The sequence below is a fragment of the Pseudomonas sp. S2_F07 genome (assembly GCF_054668325.1).
The window spans coordinates 4,481,879-4,497,443 of record NZ_CP162758.1 but is presented as its reverse complement, the minus strand read 5'-3'; the positions used below and the strand labels follow the sequence as shown (position 1 = coordinate 4,497,443).

Sequence of the window (15,565 nt, the reverse complement as noted above, 5' to 3'; positions counted from 1 at the left end):
TTTTCCCGATGCAATACGCTTATCCCCTGCTGGCCATTTTTATCTGGGCCGGCAACACCGTGATCACCAAAATGTCGGCCGGGGCGATCTTCCCCGCCGAGATCGGTTTCTACCGCTGGCTGCTGGCCGGGTTGCTGTTCACGCCCTTCATGCTCAAACCGGTGCTCGCCCATTGGCCACTGATCCGCCCAAAGCTGGGCAAGATCTTTGTCCTCGGTGTTCTCGGCATGGCGGTCTATCAAAGCCTGGCGTACTTCGCCGCGAGCCTGACCTCGGCCACCAACATGGGCATCATCCTGTCGCTGATGCCGCTGATGTCGCTCGCCATGGCGATCATCAGTCTCGGCCAGCGCCTGACCATGGGCGCCCTGGCCGGTGCGGTACTGTCGTTTGCCGGTGTCCTGGTGGTGGTGTCGTCCGGAAGCCTTGGCACATTGCTGGAACACGGGGTCAACCTGGGCGACGCGATGATGCTGATCGCCACCCTGGCCTATGCGGTCTACAGCACCCTGTTGAAAAAATGGCAACTGAAACTGCCGCCGCTGGTGCTCTTGTATCTGCAGGTGCTGGTGGCCGTGGTGGTGCTGTTTCCATTGTTCATCGCCTCACCGAAAGTTGGCCCGACCCTGCAGAACATTCCGCTGGTGCTGTACGCCTGCCTGCTGGCATCGATGGTCGCGCCGCTGGCGTGGATGCAGGCCGTGGTGCGTTTGGGACCGAGCCGGACCACACAGTTCTTCAATTTGCTGCCGCTGATTACCGCCCTGATTGCGGCGGTGGTGCTGCATGAACAACTGGCGCTGTATCACCTGGTGGGCGGGGTATTGACCTTGGGTGGAGTGATTGTTTCCGAGCGATGGACGACGGTATTGGGTCGCGCCTAGCTTTTTGTGGCGAGGGAGCTTGTCGGATCGCCGCACCGTCCCGTTGGGCTGCGCAGCAGCCCCTATTCATTCACCCAAGACTCAATGATCGATTTGCGACCGCTGCGCGGTCGAACGGGAGCAAGCTCCCTCGCCACAGGCGGTCTAGACGCCTGCCGCCGCCAGCCGCGCCGCATGCTCGACAAACAGCCGGATCGGTTCGGCCCCCTTGCCCACCAGCCCCAGCGACTGGTTGACGATATCGAAGTGATCCAGCGGATACTCATCGCCAATCACCGTGCCCAGGTGCGAGCTGTAGCGCCCGACCATGCCGTCGCAATGCCCGGCTTCGCGGACGAAGGTTTTAGCGAACAGCCGGCAAGTGCGGTTGGTGCCGTCCAACAGATTGCGCCCGCGATCGGTAATGCCCGGTTGCAAGGTGCCGGACCAGGAGTAATAGCGCACGCCGTTGACCTGTTCCGGCCCGTGACCGCCCCAGGTGTCAGGCAAGCCCTGTGGATAACGCTGGTTGAACAGCGCCACGCCAGCACTGGTGAGGGAGTGATGAGACGCATGGATATCCACCGGCAGCTTCGGCCCGCGGTAACCGGTATCCAGCCAGCCCATCAGCACCCCGATCATCCGTAGCAAAACGCTCAGCAGACGACCACGGACGCTGTCATGGGGATAATGCTCGTGCAGGTAATCGGCGAGCTCCGAACCGTGGTTCGGCCCCGCCACCGAGGTCACCGAAGCGATCAGGTCAGGACGCTTTGCCGCTGCATAACGGGCGGTCAGCGAGCCCTGGCTGTGGCCGATCAGGTTGACCTTGGCGGCTCCGGTTTCCCGCAGGATTTCGTCGATACGCACCAGCAATTGCTCGCCGCGCACTTCGTTCGAATTGAGCGGCGAGACCTGCACCGCGAACACCACCGCACCACCACGGCGCAACGCCTCGACGATCCCGTACCAGTACGGATAAAGCACCAACCGGATGAACCCGAGCATTCCCGGGACCAACACCAGCGGGTAGCGCGGGGCAGAACCTTGCGACATGGGTGGACATCCTTGTGGTCGGGTGTTGATGCAAGGCGGGATGCAAGACATCCGCCAAGCTAAGCCTGCGAAGATGACAACTCGACGACAAGTCTATGTCATCGGCCCTACTTCAACCCCACCACGCCCGCCACGATCAGCCCGACCGAGACCAGCTTGATCACGCTCAGGCTTTCACCCAGCAGCGCGAAACCGAGAAACACCGTGCCCAGCGAACCGATGGCGGTCCAGATCGGGTATGCGATGCTCACCGGCAACTCGCGCATGGCAAGAGTCAGGAAGTAGATCCCGCCCACAGCGGCGACCACGGTGATCAGCGAAGGCCAGAGACGGGTGAAGCCCTCGGCGTACTTCATGCCCATGGCGAAGGTGACTTCGAACCCGGCGGCGACCAGCAGAAACAGCCAGGCCACCTAGAACTCCCCGGCCAGCGCCAACAGACGCTGCTCAGCCTCGGCGGCAGATATTTCAAAGCTGCGCTCGGTGGACTCTTCGCCCTCGGCAGCCACCACGGTGACGTCCGTGATGCCGATGAATCCGAGCACCGTACGCAGTAGCGTATCGGCATGGTTCATGGCTTCGAGCTCGCCACCCGGGCCAAAACCGAAGCCGCCACGGCTGGTGATGATCAGGGCCTTTTTACCCTGTACCAACGGCTCGTACTGAGCCACGCCATTGTCCAGGCTGTGATCGAAGGTCACCCCGACCCGCACGATCTGATCGATCCAGGCCTTGAGACCGCTGGGTACGCTGAAGTTGTGCATCGGTGTGGATATCAGCAACACATCGTGGCCAAGCAGTTCGCCAACCAGTTCGTCACTGAGGGCCAGGTCAGCCTGCATCGACAGCGGCCGAGCGTCGGGCTCGGGGTAAAACGCGGCAGCCACGAATGCCTCGTTGACCGGCGGTATCAACGTCCGACCGACTTCGCGTCGGGTCAACTGTGAGTGTGGATGACGGGCCTGCCAGGCCGCTAGAAACACTTCGGCCAAACGCCGGGAGTGCGAACGCTCACCACGGGGACTGGCGTGAACAGCAAGAATTCTACTCATCTGTCTCTCCTCAGGACTAAACTCAAACGGCTTGTGGCTTGCAGCTTGAAGCTGACCAACGTCCTCGTTCAAATGAGAAGAAATCAGTCTGGATGAATCTATTTCATCCATGGAGTGTTGAATGTTTGCCTCATTGCCGTTGACCGCCCTGCGGGCCTTCGAATCCGCCTCACGCCTGTTGAGCTTCAAGGCTGCCGCCGAAGAACTGTCCGTCACCCCGACGGCGGTGTCACACCAGATCCGCTCCCTGGAAAGCTGGCTCGGTGTGCCGTTGTTCGAGCGCCTGCCACGCCAGGTACGCCTGACCGAATGCGGCGAACGGCTGTTCCAGAGCCTGCACGGTGCTTTCCTCGAAGTGGCGCAAAGTGTCGATACCCTGCGCCCACAACGCAGCGGCGCCAACCTGACAGTTTCCACCACCGCCGCCTTCGCCGCCCTGTGGCTGGTGCCACGGCTTGGACGCTTCTACGCCCGTCACCCGAACATCAACGTGCGCCTCGATACCCACTGCGAGGTCATCGATCTGCATCAGGACGCCAGTGTCGATCTGGTGCTGCGCTACAGCCTCGATGATTACCCCAACCTGTACGGCCAGTGCCTGTTCGATGAATCCTTCGGTGTCTACGGTTCGCCCGAACAAGTGGCCCTGGCGTCGAGTCGCACACCGGTGCTGATCAGCGTGCGCTGGCACAACTCCAAGCTCTATGCCCACGGCTGGGAGGCCTGGTGTGCGCGATCCGGTGAAACATGGTTGAACGGCCAGCCCGCCGTGCGTGAATACGACGAAGAACACTACGCCCTGCAAGCCGCGATTGCCGGGCAAGGTCTGGTGCTGGCGAGCAATATTCTGGTGTCGGAAAGCGTGGCCAGTGGCCTGTTGTTGCCGTACCGCGGGGACATCCAGGTCGATGGCGCCGGCTACAGCGCACTGTGCGTGCCGGGGCGCGAGCGGCATCCCCCGGTTCGAGCGTTTTTTGCGTGGTTGCAGGAGGAGACTCAATTATCCCGCCTATTTCAAAGATAGGAACCTTCGACAACTAAGCAGAGAGTGCACTTATAAAAAACCTCTGTACCGCCCCCGCAACTCAAACATCTAGAGACGCCCTCAACTTTAAAACCTAATTATACACCGCAGCCCTGCAAGCCAGAATACAAACCAACCCAAACATTAAAAGTAACAACATCAAAATAGACTTTACCTTTATTCAGCTTAAGCTTGAGCCGCAACCAAACGATCACCAAAACTCGTTAGAAAGGATTCTATATGAACATTGAACAACGCTTGGAATTTATCAATACGCTCCCCCCTCTTAAACCAGAAGCCATTCGATCTTTTTTATCGCTCAATGAAACACCCACACCTCCACACGATAACAATGGCCCAAATGGATTTGTAACTCCTGACAGTGTGAATATATTTCTCCCGGGATTCTCTGAAAGCCTGATATCAGATGTCAACCTCTGCAAACTGGTTATGCAGAATGCAGCCGACATAGAATACCCGGATACCACACAACAGTTTGAATGGTATAAATACTACACAAAAGGATTAAGTGATCTGGGCTGGGTAATTCAAGCAAAAAACCTTCAGGACGTGACTATCAAGGGCATAAACCTGACAATGGACCAAGTCGCCATAGATGTAATAAAAGGACTAGTTGGCAACAATGCAAACTTACTGACAAACCTCGCAAAACAAGCCATCACCGCCATCCAGGGTGATGAAGAATCGATCACGTTATTTGAGTCAAATAAAAAGCTTGGAAAACAATCAAAGTTCGACATTGCCCCGGCATGGCTTGATAGCAACGGGCAAGTGAATATGGTTTTGAACACCATCGCACTGGACAATCAGGAAAGCACAACAAGCTTTCTGTTCTGGAAGACCACCAAACAATCCACCACCATAAAATCAGGAGCAATGCACACTTATCTGGACAACGCCATTTTTGACGACTTGCGCGGAGAGCTACGCGAAGTCTTTCTGAACGAAGCTAAATCGAAGATCAGGAAGCTCCCAAAACTAAAGCCGGTCTAATGCCACGCACAGGCCATGTTAAAGTCGACGAAACTTGTCGACTTTAACAAACGAATATATCTGGAGCCAAAAATGCCAACTTCCAATTTAGACTTCTACATTGTCAGCGGCAATATTGTTATCTTTTCTGGAGAACACTCCGAAAAATTCAAAAATGACATTTTACATTCAAGCCTCACTGGCCATTTAGTAGCCGAAGCTAATAGCACCAACAGCGACGAGGTGTGGTCAACCTATACAAAAACTGTCGCAGACCTGAGCTGGGTGACCTGCAGCTTAGATCAAACCAACACTCATTCCAACGAAGAAAGCTTGTACACTATCTCGCTGCAAGCTTATGGCGATGTACTTTCAGAGAACGATCGACAAACACTTGACCATGCGTTTTCCGTACTGAAGGAGCAGCCCAAGGATTCGCCATCAATATTGGCCCTAACTACCCGTTTTAACGCCCACACAACTACAAGCTACCAGGATAACAAAAAAGGCGACACTTCAGAAAAAAAGACGAGCACTGACATCCTATTGACCTTTATCAACCACGAAAAAATCGTGCACACACTGAGAATTACTATCGAGAGCGGTCAATATCTCGATATCGGCATTTTGAACAACCCTGTGCTCGATACAACCAACAAAGATGACTTTAATACCTGGCTATTATCCAGCACTTTTGACGAGTCCACGTACGAAGACCTCAGAGTTGAAGTTGACGCATATCTCGATGACAGTATTACTGCCGAAATAATTCGAATCCAAGATTCTCGGTAAATTTTTGGCACCGACAAAAAGAAATTTTATACAGGCAGCACAGCACTTCGAGATACTTAGTGAAGTGCTGCAGGATCATAGAATTGGCGTCAGTACTTCACAGTCTTCGGCGCCTTGCCCGCCTTCATCTGCTCCAACAATGGCGCACATTGGTTCGGCTCGCCACCACTCGGTGCCACCAGCGCCAGCAACCCTGCCGCTGGTGCGGCGATCACGCCCAGCGCCACCATCCCGGCTCCGCGCAACATCAGCGGCACGGCCTTGACCCCGGCATCGGGCTTGATGAACTTGCCGCGCACATACAGCGGCGAGCGCAATGAAATCAGGCGCCAGCCCTTGGATTCCGGCGTGATGGTCAGGTCCAGTTGTTCAGTGGCCATGTTAGCGGTGCCGTCGATGTAGACGATGGCGTTCTCGGTGTCGAACACAAACAGGCGAGTAGTTGCCAGGCCGGACTGGATACCGAAGTCGGCCGCCGCGCAGTTGATCTTCACTTCCTTGTCGCCAAAGATTTTTCCGACCACGTAGTTGCCGACGTTCAGGCCCGCCAGCTCCATCAACTCGCGACTGATGGCGCCATCGTTGATCAGCATTTTCAGATTGCCATTGGCGCTGCCCAGCAGTTTGGCCACCGAATTGCCGTGCCCGCTGATATCAGCATCGCCGTTGAGTTCGCCGAAACTGGTTTTCATCGGTTCAAAGCCGGGGAACAACTGCTTGAGCTTGAAGCCTCGGGCCGTGAGTTGGGCATGCCCCTCCAGTGGATCGGCGTGGCCGTTCAGGCGAATCTGCGCATCCAGCTTACCGCCGGCCACGCCGAAACGCAGCGGTTCGAGGCTGAGTACGCCATCGGTGAGTACCAGGTGGGTATAGAGGTCGTTGAACGGCAACTTTTCGCTGTGCACGATGCGCTTGCCGGTGAACTCGACATCAGCATCCATATCGCGCCAACGATCGGTCTTGAACTCTTCGACCGGCAGCACTTTGTCCGCCGGTTGTTTGCTGTCACCGCCCCGGGCCTTCTGTTCGGCGTTGGAGTCGGCACCAATCAGCGGCGCCAGGTCAGCGAATAGCAATTGATTGGACAGCAGCGAGCCGCTGAGTTTTGGCCGTGGCTGGCTGGCCACATAGGTCAGATTGCCGTGGATGTCGCTTTCACCGATCTTGCCGTTGAATTGTTCATAGCGGAACACCGCACCACCTGCCTCGTGCAACTTGGCGATCAGGTGGCCATCGGTGGCATAAGGTGGCGTGTCCGGCAGGATCACGCCGGTCAGCGGGTAGAGGTTGCCCAGGCTGGTGCCGGCCAGTTTCAGGCGCAAGTCCAGGGCACCCAGGTTCAGTGGATCGGTCAGGGTGCCGGCCAGTTCAACGCTGGAATCGGCGATCTTTACCTGTGCCTGAAGCGGAAACGGCCGTGCCGCGTCCTGCAACGCCAACAGCCCGCCAATCTTGCCCTGGCCCGCGAGTTTCTGGCCGTGGTACTGGCCGTTGACCTTGAGGGCGAACGCATAATCCTGGGGTGACGAGCCCTTTTCCTGCGCGGCTTTCGCCGCCTTGTCGCCGACGATATCGCTGAACGGGATCGGTTTGCCCAATGGATCGATCAGCACGTCGAGCTGGGTCTTCAGGTTCTGGTCATCGAGGGTGACATGGCCCTTGTCGAAGCCAATCGCACCGATATCCACCACCCAGCTCGAAGGCTCGGCGTCCGGGTCCTTCGGGTCGAATTTGAAGGTCCAATTGGCGCGCCCGTCAGCCAGGCGTTGCAGTTGGGCATTGGGTTCGGTGAGATCGATACGCGGGATCACCACCCGCTGCGCCAGCAATGCCAGGGGTGAAATACGCAGCTCCACCCGCTTGAGGGTGACCATCTGCGGTTGTTTCGACCAGTCAGGATTGCCCAGGCTCAAGTCTTCGGCCACCACATGAGGCCACGGCACCCAGGCGCGCCAGCCGCTTTCATCGGGCTCGGGCTGCCAGACCACCGACAGATTGCCGTTGATGGCGAAAGCGCGGTGCAGCTCTTCGGAAACCTTGGCGTTGAGCGGCGGTTTGATCCGGTTCCAGTCAAAAAACACGATGATCAGCACCAGCACCATCAACAAGCTAAGGAAAGTGGAAAGGGTCCAGACCAACGTCTTTTGAGTGCGCGTCATTGCACAGGGCTCCTGATACGACTGAGCGCCCCGACTGCGACGCACATGTGAAACGGTGAGCCGCAAACGGCTCGCCATGAGAGTTACGACTGATAAAAACCCGGCAGGTTTAATCGAAAGACCGATTTCGCTGAATTCACCCAGTCAAAAGCTGACCAATCAGTCATTCAGCGTTACCGCCCCCCGCACTACTGCCTGTCGAAGATGAGTCGAAAATACCCATTTCGGGGCAGGACAACTCGCCTGAAACGCCTGGTTTAGAGCCTTCGCAGCAAACAATCAATTCCATTGATTATTACCATTGCGTTTATGAACTTTCATATCGATTTATCGAGAGTAGCATTGCTCTCGTACCCAATTTTTCGCACCCCCGAGGAGCACAACGATCATGAAACGCCAATTACTGCTTAGCCTTACACTCTCGATGCTGGCCAGCACTGCCTTTGCCCTGCCAGCCGCTGACCAGGCCACCCCACAAGTGAAACAAGACCACTCGGCGTTCAGCCAGACCGTTGCCGCCGATGGCTCCGACCGTACTCCACAAGGCCAGACCCTTGCCGAAGGCGGCAATGATCGCCTGAAAGAAAAAGGCCTGATCACTCAGGATGGCTCGGACCGTACTCCTCAAGGCCAAACCCTGGCAGCCGATGGTACCGATCGTACCCCACAAGGCCAGACCCTTGCCGCTGATGGTTCGGATCGCACCCCACAAGGCCAGACCCTCGCTGCTGATGGCTCCGACCGTACTCCACAAGGTCAAACCCTCGCTGAAGGTGGTGGTGACCGTGTGATCGAACGCAACAGCGCCGTGAGCTAAGCCCCATGGCCGCCCTGAAAAAAAGCCCAATCCCCGGATTGGGCTTTTGACTTTTCAGCGGTCCGCTTGATAGATGCGGCACTTCTCCCGCTTGATCCCCCACAGTCGTTCGACGCCGGCAAAGCCGATTTGCTAGAGTGCGCCGCGTCCCTGTCCAGAAAACGCCCTTGCGATGCTGCCCCGCGCCGAACAGAAACAACAAACCCGTAATGCCCTGATGGACGCTGCTAGGCGCCTGATGGATGGCGGCCGAGGATTCGGCAGCCTGAGCCTGCGCGAAGTCGCGAAAACCGCCGGGATCGTACCGACCGGTTTCTATCGGCATTTTGCCGATATGGATGAATTGGGCCTGGTGCTGGTCAGCGAAGTCGGCCAGACATTCCGCGAAACCATTCGCCTGGTACGACACAACGAATTCGTGATGGGCGGCATCATCGATGCCTCGGTGCGGATCTTTCTCGACGTAGTCAGCGCCAACCGATCGCAGTTCCTGTTTCTCGCACGCGAGCAATACGGCGGTTCGCTACCGGTGCGCCAGGCCATCGGCCGTTTGCGTGAAAACATCAGCTCGGACCTGGCGGCGGATTTGTCACTGATGCCGAAACTGCAGCATCTGGGCATCGCCGACCTCAGCGTCATGGCGGACCTGATCGTCAAGAGCGTGTTCGCTACTCTGCCAGACATCATCGACCCGCCAACCGAGGCCTTGCCCGAGCACCTGACGCCCCAGGCAAAAATCACCCAGCAGTTGCGATTCATCTTTATCGGCCTCAAGCATTGGCAAGGGCTTGGAAGTACTGAGTAACGCCCCTCGTTTCAGACTGCTCCAAAACCCACATTGAGCTTGATCGCTTCAACCTGGTGCAAAATCAAAAACAACGCACCAACTTCAACCAAAAAACTCACCCCATCGTCGCGCATCCCACATCTCCGTCAGCCATTTCCTACGCATCATGTCGATTGGCAAGCCCCTTGCTCTAGCCTGAGCATTGTCCATTGCTGGAAGCCTTCCGATGCTGGTGATTCATCGCAGAATCGACCCTCAACCCGCCTGGGCTGCCGAACTGCACCTGACGTTCGAAGCCCGCAGCAAAAGCCGTTTGCGCTGTTTCAGTGCCGAAGGCGAAGACGTCGGGTTGTTTTTGGAGCGCGGCCAGCCGCCATTGCATGATGGCGAATGCCTGCAAGCCGAAGACGGGCGAATCGTGCGCGTTTGCGCCCGCCCCGAACAACTGCTGCACGTCACCTGCGCCAATGCCTTCGAATTAACCCGGGCGGCCTATCACCTGGGCAATCGCCATGTTGCCCTGCAGGTCGGCGACGGCTGGTTGCGCCTGCTCGACGATTACGTTCTCAAGGCCATGCTCGAACAACTCGGTGCCGTTGCCGTGAACATCGAGGCGCCGTTCCAGCCGGAACATGGCGCCTACGGCGGTGGTCATCATCATTCTCGCCACGGCGATGAAGACTTCAACTACGCGCCGAAACTGCACCAGTTCGGCGTACGCACATGAACCCGGCCTGGGCGCTGCTGCGCCTGGCCAGTCCACAACTGCCGATTGGCGGCTACAGCTACTCCCAAGGGCTGGAAATGGCTGTGGATAACGGCCGTGTTCACGACCCCGACAGTGCGCGACGCTGGATCAGCGATCAGTTGCTGCTGAATCTGGCGCGCTTCGAAGCGCCGCTGTTGCTCGCCCATTGCGTGGCCGCCAGCGAGGAAAACTGGGACGAGTTGCTGCAGAACTGTGAAGCGCATCGCGCCAGTCGCGAAACCCGCGAGCTGCATCAGGAGAGCCGGCAGATGGGCTACTCGTTGCAGCAATTGCTCAATGGCTTGCCGGAACTCGACGCGCCGGCCCGTGCCTTCCTCGATCAACGCAGCGAGCCGCATCTGGCCCTGGGTTGGGCCTTGGCCGCACGCGCCTGGCAGATCAGCCCGCAGGACGCCCTGGCCGCATGGCTCTGGAGCTGGCTGGAAAATCAGTTGGCCGTGCTGATGAAGACCCTGCCCCTGGGTCAGCAGGCCGCCCAACGCCTGACCAGCGAACTGTTGCCACTGCTTCAACAAGCGCAACAGAACGCCACCCGAATCGATCCCGATCACTACGGCAGCGCCGCTTTCGGCCTGTCCCTGGCGTGTATGGCACACGAGCGCCAGTACAGCCGTCTGTTCCGTTCCTAGGGCCCCTATTTTGGAGAATCACATGAACACACAACCCCTGCGCGTCGGCATCGGCGGTCCGGTCGGCTCCGGCAAAACCGCCCTGACCCTGGCCCTGTGCCTGGCCCTGCGCGAGCGTTACAACCTGGCCGTCGTGACCAACGACATCTACACCCGCGAAGACGCCGACTTTCTGGTGCGCAACGAAGCCCTGGCGCCGGAACGCATCATTGGCGTGGAAACCGGCGGCTGCCCGCACACGGCCATCCGCGAAGACGCCTCGATCAACCTCGAAGCCGTGGATCAGCTCAACCGACGTTTTCCGGGGCTGGACCTGATTCTCGTGGAGTCTGGGGGCGACAACCTCTCCGCGACCTTCAGCCCGGAACTGTCGGACCTGACCATCTACGTGATCGACGTCTCGGCCGGCGACAAGCTGCCGCGCAAGGGCGGGCCGGGAATCTGCAAATCCGACCTGCTGGTGATCAACAAGATCGACCTGGCGCCGCTGGTCGGTGCTTCGCTGGAGATGATGAACAGCGACACCCAGCGCATGCGCAACGGCAAGCCGTTCGTGTTCAGCAATCAGAAAACCGGTTTGGGCCTGGAAGAAATCATCGCCTTCATCGAACGCCAGGGTTTGCTGACCGCGGCCTGATCAAGACTTATCAACAAGGAAGCTTATCCATGACACTCAAACGCATTCTCGGCGCCCTGGCCCTGCTGCTGGCCCCGACCCTCGCCTTCGCCCATCCGGGGCATGGCGACAACGGCTTGATCGCCGGCATCAGCCATCCGCTTGGCGGCCTCGATCACTTGCTGGCGATGCTCGCCGTCGGCCTGTGGGCGGCACAGCAGCAAGGTGCTGCGCGTTGGGCGCTGCCGTGCGCCTTTGTTGGCACTATGTTGATTGGCGGGCTGTTGGGTTTTGAAGGATTGAACCTGCCGGGACTGGAAGGCGCGATTGCCGCTTCCGTGTTGGCTTTGGGGTTGGCGGTTGCCTTGGCGGTGCGTCCACCGTTGGTGATGGCGGTGGGTGCGACTGCGTTGTTTGCGCTGTTCCATGGCGTGGCCCATGGTCTTGAGCTACCGGACATGTCGAGTCCCTGGACCTATGCCGTCGGGTTTGTGGTGGCGACAGCGGTGTTGCATGCGGCGGGTTATGCAGTCGTGCGGGTGTTGCCGCAAGCAGCTGCGCCACTGGTTCGACTGGCAGGCGCGGCTTCGGCGGCGACCGGGGTGTGGTTGCTGGCGGGCTAACCCCCTCCCTGTAGGAGCTGCCGCAGGCTGCGATCTTTTGATCTTGCATTCAAAATCCACATCAAAAGATCGCAGCCTGCGGCAGCTCCTACGAGGATCGCATCCGTCGAGTCAGCCTCTCTGCTAACATGTCGCGCAATCGCCCCTGCCGTGACGACGCCAGCCAATGCCGCCTGTTTCCCGCTCCGCCTCTCAGCCCGAATTGACCGCCCTGTTCGCCTCGGTGCAACAGCACTTCCTGAACGTCATCGTGCCGCTCTGGCAAGGTCCGGGCTGGAACGCCGACATGGCGTTGCCCTACGAGGCGCTGGATGCCGAACACCAACCGCTGCCAGCGCAACGCTACCGAGCCATGGCCTGTGCGCGGCAGTTGTATCTGTTTGCCGGCCTGATCGGTCAGGTGCCGGGCGCCGAAGAGCGTGCCGCCGCGTTGTTCCGCTCGATGCAGCGGCACTTTCACGATGCCGAGCACGGAGGTTGGTTCTACAGCGTCGATGCACAAGGTGCGCCGCTGGATCAGCGCAAGGACCTCTACACCCACGCCTTCATCCTGTTCGCTTGCGCCCATTATTGGGACAAGGTCCGCGAGCCGCTGGTGGAGTCGGTGCTCAACGCCTCGCTGGAAGTGGTCGCGCAGCGCTTCGCCACGGACGACGGCCTGTACGAAGCCACGCTCGAGCGCGACTGGTCGTCGCTGGACAGCGGCCCATTGCAAAACCCGCTGATGCACCTGGCCGAAGCTTTCCTCGCCACCCTGTCGGTGCGCGAAGACCCCGACGTGCAACAGGCGCTCGTCGAGTTATGCACAGCCATGCACGCGCGCTTCATCGATCCGCAGCACGGCGTGTTGATGGAGAAGCCGCTGGGGTCTGTGGATAACTGGTTTGAACCGGGGCATCAGTTCGAGTGGTATTTCCTGCTGGAATCCTCGGCGCTGTTACGCAATTCGACGCTGCATGCCGATCTGGAGCGGGCTTTTGCCTTTACCGAGCAAGCGGGCGTCGATCAGCAGACGGGTGCCGTGCGGGCGATGCTCGACTTCGCAGCGCAGGGCGGCGTGCGGGATGCCACGCAGCGTATCTGGGCCCAGGCCGAGTACTTGCGCGCATTGACGCTGCGTCCGGACAGCGAAGTGGCTGTACTGCGTCAATTGCAAGCCTTGCAGCAGCGCTCGCTGCATGCCGGCGGCTGGTACGAATGCCGTGACGAGCACGGTGAAGTCAGCCGCCGCGACATGCCTTCGACCACGCCCTATCACCTGGCGACCTGTTATCGCGGGCTGGCGCAATATCTCGGCTGACTTTGTGGCGAGGGGGAGTCCAATCACTCAATCCACTTGCGATCGCCGGTAAAGCTGATGGTCAGCCATCGCGCGGCATCCGGCTCGCCAAGCTTCGCGGAAATTTCCTCGCGCAAACTGTCCAGTTGCCCCACACCGTCGAGCCAGTAATCCTTCGGCAATACGATGTGAATCTCGATAAAACAGGCCCTGCCGTGTTTCTGCACGTAGGAAATGTAATCGTCGAAACCATGCTCGACCTTCGCCACCTCCATCACCTGACGCACCTTGTCGTCCAGTTGATCCGGGACGATCCCCAGCACATCGCGCAAGGCCGGTCCGAGGATTTTGAACGCCGGGGGGAGCATGCCCAGGGCCAGCAGGATCAGGATCATCGGGTCGACATACACCGCCCACTTGTCATAACCCTGAGTCTTGAGCAGCAGCGCGATGAGAAAACTCACCAGCAGGCCCGCCGACAGCATCGCGTCCACCAGCCAACTGATGTTGTCGAACTGGATCAGCGATGAGTTGAGTGTGCGATTGCGTTGGCGGACGTAGAAAAAATAAATGAGCTCAACGACAGTGAAGAACGCCGCGTAGAAAATCACCAGCCCCAGTTCGACCTCGCGGCCACCACTGATGATGCCGAACACACCGTTGAGAAAGGCATAAACGGCGACCAGGAAAATGAAGCTGCCCTCGATCACCAGCACCATGGGCTCCAGGTGCCAGGATCCGAACTGGAAGCGCTGGTTGCTTTCCTTGGCGATCAGCCGGGCGGTAATCAGCATCAGGACCTTGATGAAGGCCGCGATCAACGAAAAGAAGCCATCGAACAGGATGGATTGGGCGCCCGAAACAAACCCGGTGATGATCCCGGCGAATGTCACGGCAAGCATCAGGAAGGTCGATTGTTTGAGCAGCGACTGCTCGCCTCGATTACTCACTTGATCTCCTCTAATACCTCTAGACCGCCGGGTGTGGCGGAGTTGTTGGGTGAGGAGTCTAGCTGATGTCTTGCACTGCCAGTTCCGCCCCCTTCGCGAGCAAGCCCGCGAAGGGCCGTTACGCGGTCTTAAGACTTACGCTCGATTGCAAACCCGGCCCAGGTCTGGCTGACCGGCATCAGTTCCAGGCTGTTGATGTTGATGTGCGCCGGGGCATTGAGCACCCAGAAGATGGTCTCGGCGATGTCCTGCGGCTGAATCGGCTCGGCACCGGCGTAAGTGGCGTTATAGCGCTCCTGGTCACCGGCAAAACGCACCAGCGAGAACTCGCTCTCGCACAGGCCTGGTTCGATGTTGCTGACCCGTACGCCCGTGCCTTGCAGGTCGCAGCGCAAGTTCACGGAGAACTGCTTGACGAAAGCCTTGGTCGCGCCATAAACGTGGCTGCCCGGGTACGGGTAGTTGCCGGCAATGGACCCCAGGTTGACGATACCGGCACCACGACCATGGGCAATCAGGCGCGGCAACAGCAGACGGGTGCTGTACATCAGGCCTTTGACGTTGGTATCGACCATGGTGTCCCAGTCGTCCAGGTCGCACTTGGGCGCCGGATCAACCCCCAGGGCCAGCCCGGCGTTGTTGATCAACCCGCGCAGTTTGGCAAAGGATGGCGGCAGATTGGCAATCGCCTCCTCCATGGCCTTGCGATCGCGCACATCGAGCACCAGGCCATGGACTTCGGTCTGCTTCGACAGCTCGGCGCACAGTGCATTGAGGCGCTCTTCACGACGGCCAGTCAGCACCAGTTTCCAGCCGGCCTCGGCAAAACGACGGGCACAGGCTTCACCAAAACCGGAGGTCGCGCCGGTAATAAACAGGGTGTTGGACATCGTGTTCTCCTTGCTTCGGCTGATCGCCAGCCATTGGAATAGAAAATCAGCAGGCAGCATGCCCGGCCTTGTTCACAGCGGCAACCACCGTTCAATCTGTTCAAAAAACGCTCAATCCCGGCAAGCCCTTGACCAGCGCGGCCTACAGCCATGTGCGCGCACGTTATCCACAGGCCGGTCCACAGTCTTTGGGGGCAAGTGGAAAAGCTGCAAGCCGCTATCCACAAGGCTTTGCGCGGGGTTTTGAAACTTTTTCGCTTGACCCT

The 15,565-nt window shown here is 58.6% G+C and carries 17 protein-coding genes; 11 read left to right on the top strand and 6 right to left on the bottom strand.

Going from position 1 to position 15,565, the window contains the following annotated elements; all coding sequences use genetic code 11:
* Nucleotides 1-8 precede the first annotated feature (8 nt).
* Nucleotides 9-884, top strand: a complete 876-nt coding sequence (locus AB4O40_RS20375; RefSeq protein ID WP_056725378.1) for a DMT family transporter — start codon at nucleotides 9-11, stop codon at nucleotides 882-884.
* 144 nt (nucleotides 885-1,028) lie between these two features.
* Here AB4O40_RS20375 and AB4O40_RS20370 read toward each other — a convergent pair whose 3' ends face one another.
* The 3 genes from AB4O40_RS20370 to AB4O40_RS20360 form a co-directional block, all read right to left on the bottom strand.
* On the bottom strand, nucleotides 1,029-1,919 hold the full coding sequence (locus tag AB4O40_RS20370; protein ID WP_414918287.1) for an esterase/lipase family protein: 891 nt from the start codon (nucleotides 1,917-1,919) through the stop codon (nucleotides 1,029-1,031).
* Nucleotides 1,920-2,026: 107 nt separating this feature from the next.
* The gene (locus AB4O40_RS20365) at nucleotides 2,027-2,332 is read right to left on the bottom strand and encodes a DMT family transporter (protein WP_056725381.1); all 306 of its coding nucleotides are present in this window, start codon (nucleotides 2,330-2,332) and stop codon (nucleotides 2,027-2,029) included.
* On the bottom strand, nucleotides 2,333-2,971 hold the full coding sequence (locus tag AB4O40_RS20360; protein ID WP_056725382.1) for an FMN-dependent NADH-azoreductase: 639 nt from the start codon (nucleotides 2,969-2,971) through the stop codon (nucleotides 2,333-2,335).
* A gap of 121 nt (nucleotides 2,972-3,092) precedes the next feature.
* On the opposite strand from AB4O40_RS20360, the gene AB4O40_RS20355 reads away from it, so the two are divergent.
* The 3 genes from AB4O40_RS20355 to AB4O40_RS20345 all read left to right on the top strand — a co-directional run bounded on the left by AB4O40_RS20355 (nucleotide 3,093) and on the right by AB4O40_RS20345 (nucleotide 5,780).
* Complete coding sequence (locus AB4O40_RS20355) at nucleotides 3,093-3,995, top strand: LysR substrate-binding domain-containing protein (RefSeq protein WP_460053547.1); 903 nt, start codon at nucleotides 3,093-3,095, stop codon at nucleotides 3,993-3,995.
* A gap of 240 nt (nucleotides 3,996-4,235) precedes the next feature.
* Nucleotides 4,236-5,009 carry a hypothetical protein gene (locus AB4O40_RS20350; RefSeq protein ID WP_460053548.1) on the top strand — a complete coding sequence of 258 codons (774 nt, stop codon included), beginning with the start codon at nucleotides 4,236-4,238 and terminating at the stop codon, nucleotides 5,007-5,009.
* A 72-nt stretch (nucleotides 5,010-5,081) separates the two neighbouring features.
* Nucleotides 5,082-5,780: a hypothetical protein gene (locus AB4O40_RS20345; RefSeq protein WP_460053550.1), complete on the top strand. Its 699-nt coding sequence runs from the start codon at nucleotides 5,082-5,084 to the stop codon at nucleotides 5,778-5,780.
* An 89-nt stretch (nucleotides 5,781-5,869) separates the two neighbouring features.
* Here the strand turns inward: AB4O40_RS20345 and AB4O40_RS20340 are convergent, their stop codons facing one another.
* Nucleotides 5,870-7,939, bottom strand: a complete 2,070-nt coding sequence (locus tag AB4O40_RS20340) for an AsmA family protein (RefSeq protein WP_460053551.1) — start codon at nucleotides 7,937-7,939, stop codon at nucleotides 5,870-5,872.
* A gap of 388 nt (nucleotides 7,940-8,327) precedes the next feature.
* Here AB4O40_RS20340 and AB4O40_RS20335 point away from each other — a divergent pair, with 388 nt between their 5' ends.
* The 7 genes from AB4O40_RS20335 (at nucleotide 8,328) to AB4O40_RS20305 (ending at nucleotide 13,480) form a co-directional block, all read left to right on the top strand.
* Nucleotides 8,328-8,756 (top strand): hypothetical protein, encoded by a 429-nt coding sequence (locus AB4O40_RS20335; protein WP_223541720.1) that lies wholly within the window; start codon nucleotides 8,328-8,330, stop codon nucleotides 8,754-8,756.
* A gap of 172 nt (nucleotides 8,757-8,928) precedes the next feature.
* A complete protein-coding gene (locus AB4O40_RS20330) occupies nucleotides 8,929-9,561 on the top strand; it encodes a TetR family transcriptional regulator (RefSeq protein ID WP_056725389.1) in 633 nt (210 codons plus the stop codon).
* Between the two features lie 208 nt (nucleotides 9,562-9,769).
* On the top strand, nucleotides 9,770-10,270 hold the full coding sequence (gene ureE, locus AB4O40_RS20325; protein ID WP_223541721.1) for an urease accessory protein UreE: 501 nt from the start codon (nucleotides 9,770-9,772) through the stop codon (nucleotides 10,268-10,270).
* Nucleotides 10,267-10,941 carry an urease accessory protein UreF gene (locus AB4O40_RS20320; protein WP_056725391.1) on the top strand — a complete coding sequence of 225 codons (675 nt, stop codon included), beginning with the start codon at nucleotides 10,267-10,269 and terminating at the stop codon, nucleotides 10,939-10,941. Before ureE ends, AB4O40_RS20320 begins: the two co-directional genes overlap by 4 nt.
* Nucleotides 10,942-10,963: 22 nt before the next feature.
* Nucleotides 10,964-11,578 carry an urease accessory protein UreG gene (gene ureG, locus AB4O40_RS20315; protein WP_046039876.1) on the top strand — a complete coding sequence of 205 codons (615 nt, stop codon included), beginning with the start codon at nucleotides 10,964-10,966 and terminating at the stop codon, nucleotides 11,576-11,578.
* Between the two features lie 29 nt (nucleotides 11,579-11,607).
* Complete coding sequence (locus tag AB4O40_RS20310; RefSeq protein ID WP_056725392.1) at nucleotides 11,608-12,180, top strand: HupE/UreJ family protein; 573 nt, start codon at nucleotides 11,608-11,610, stop codon at nucleotides 12,178-12,180.
* A gap of 166 nt (nucleotides 12,181-12,346) precedes the next feature.
* Complete coding sequence (locus AB4O40_RS20305) at nucleotides 12,347-13,480, top strand: AGE family epimerase/isomerase (protein ID WP_056725393.1); 1,134 nt, start codon at nucleotides 12,347-12,349, stop codon at nucleotides 13,478-13,480.
* Nucleotides 13,481-13,503: 23 nt separating this feature from the next.
* On the opposite strand, the gene AB4O40_RS20300 is transcribed toward AB4O40_RS20305, so the two are convergent.
* Both AB4O40_RS20300 and AB4O40_RS20295 read right to left on the bottom strand, forming a co-directional pair.
* On the bottom strand, nucleotides 13,504-14,409 hold the full coding sequence (locus AB4O40_RS20300; protein WP_056725411.1) for a cation diffusion facilitator family transporter: 906 nt from the start codon (nucleotides 14,407-14,409) through the stop codon (nucleotides 13,504-13,506).
* A gap of 128 nt (nucleotides 14,410-14,537) precedes the next feature.
* Nucleotides 14,538-15,299: an SDR family oxidoreductase gene (locus AB4O40_RS20295; protein WP_056725413.1), complete on the bottom strand. Its 762-nt coding sequence runs from the start codon at nucleotides 15,297-15,299 to the stop codon at nucleotides 14,538-14,540.
* Nucleotides 15,300-15,565 lie beyond the last annotated feature (266 nt).

What these genes read in the sequence shown, in the direction of transcription:
- AB4O40_RS20375 (WP_056725378.1), top strand. Translation starts at nt 9, where the DNA reads ATGCAATACGCTTATCCCCTGCTGGCCATTTTTATCTGGGCCGGCAAC.
- AB4O40_RS20370 (WP_414918287.1), bottom strand. Translation starts at nt 1,919, where the DNA reads ATGTCGCAAGGTTCTGCCCCGCGCTACCCGCTGGTGTTGGTCCCGGGA.
- AB4O40_RS20360 (WP_056725382.1), bottom strand. Translation starts at nt 2,971, where the DNA reads ATGAGTAGAATTCTTGCTGTTCACGCCAGTCCCCGTGGTGAGCGTTCG.
- AB4O40_RS20355 (WP_460053547.1), top strand. Translation starts at nt 3,093, where the DNA reads ATGTTTGCCTCATTGCCGTTGACCGCCCTGCGGGCCTTCGAATCCGCC.
- AB4O40_RS20350 (WP_460053548.1), top strand. Translation starts at nt 4,236, where the DNA reads ATGAACATTGAACAACGCTTGGAATTTATCAATACGCTCCCCCCTCTT.
- AB4O40_RS20345 (WP_460053550.1), top strand. Translation starts at nt 5,082, where the DNA reads ATGCCAACTTCCAATTTAGACTTCTACATTGTCAGCGGCAATATTGTT.
- AB4O40_RS20340 (WP_460053551.1), bottom strand. Translation starts at nt 7,939, where the DNA reads ATGACGCGCACTCAAAAGACGTTGGTCTGGACCCTTTCCACTTTCCTT.
- AB4O40_RS20335 (WP_223541720.1), top strand. Translation starts at nt 8,328, where the DNA reads ATGAAACGCCAATTACTGCTTAGCCTTACACTCTCGATGCTGGCCAGC.
- AB4O40_RS20330 (WP_056725389.1), top strand. Translation starts at nt 8,929, where the DNA reads ATGCTGCCCCGCGCCGAACAGAAACAACAAACCCGTAATGCCCTGATG.
- ureE (WP_223541721.1), top strand. Translation starts at nt 9,770, where the DNA reads ATGCTGGTGATTCATCGCAGAATCGACCCTCAACCCGCCTGGGCTGCC.
- AB4O40_RS20320 (WP_056725391.1), top strand. Translation starts at nt 10,267, where the DNA reads ATGAACCCGGCCTGGGCGCTGCTGCGCCTGGCCAGTCCACAACTGCCG.
- ureG (WP_046039876.1), top strand. Translation starts at nt 10,964, where the DNA reads ATGAACACACAACCCCTGCGCGTCGGCATCGGCGGTCCGGTCGGCTCC.
- AB4O40_RS20310 (WP_056725392.1), top strand. Translation starts at nt 11,608, where the DNA reads ATGACACTCAAACGCATTCTCGGCGCCCTGGCCCTGCTGCTGGCCCCG.
- AB4O40_RS20305 (WP_056725393.1), top strand. Translation starts at nt 12,347, where the DNA reads ATGCCGCCTGTTTCCCGCTCCGCCTCTCAGCCCGAATTGACCGCCCTG.
- AB4O40_RS20295 (WP_056725413.1), bottom strand. Translation starts at nt 15,299, where the DNA reads ATGTCCAACACCCTGTTTATTACCGGCGCGACCTCCGGTTTTGGTGAA.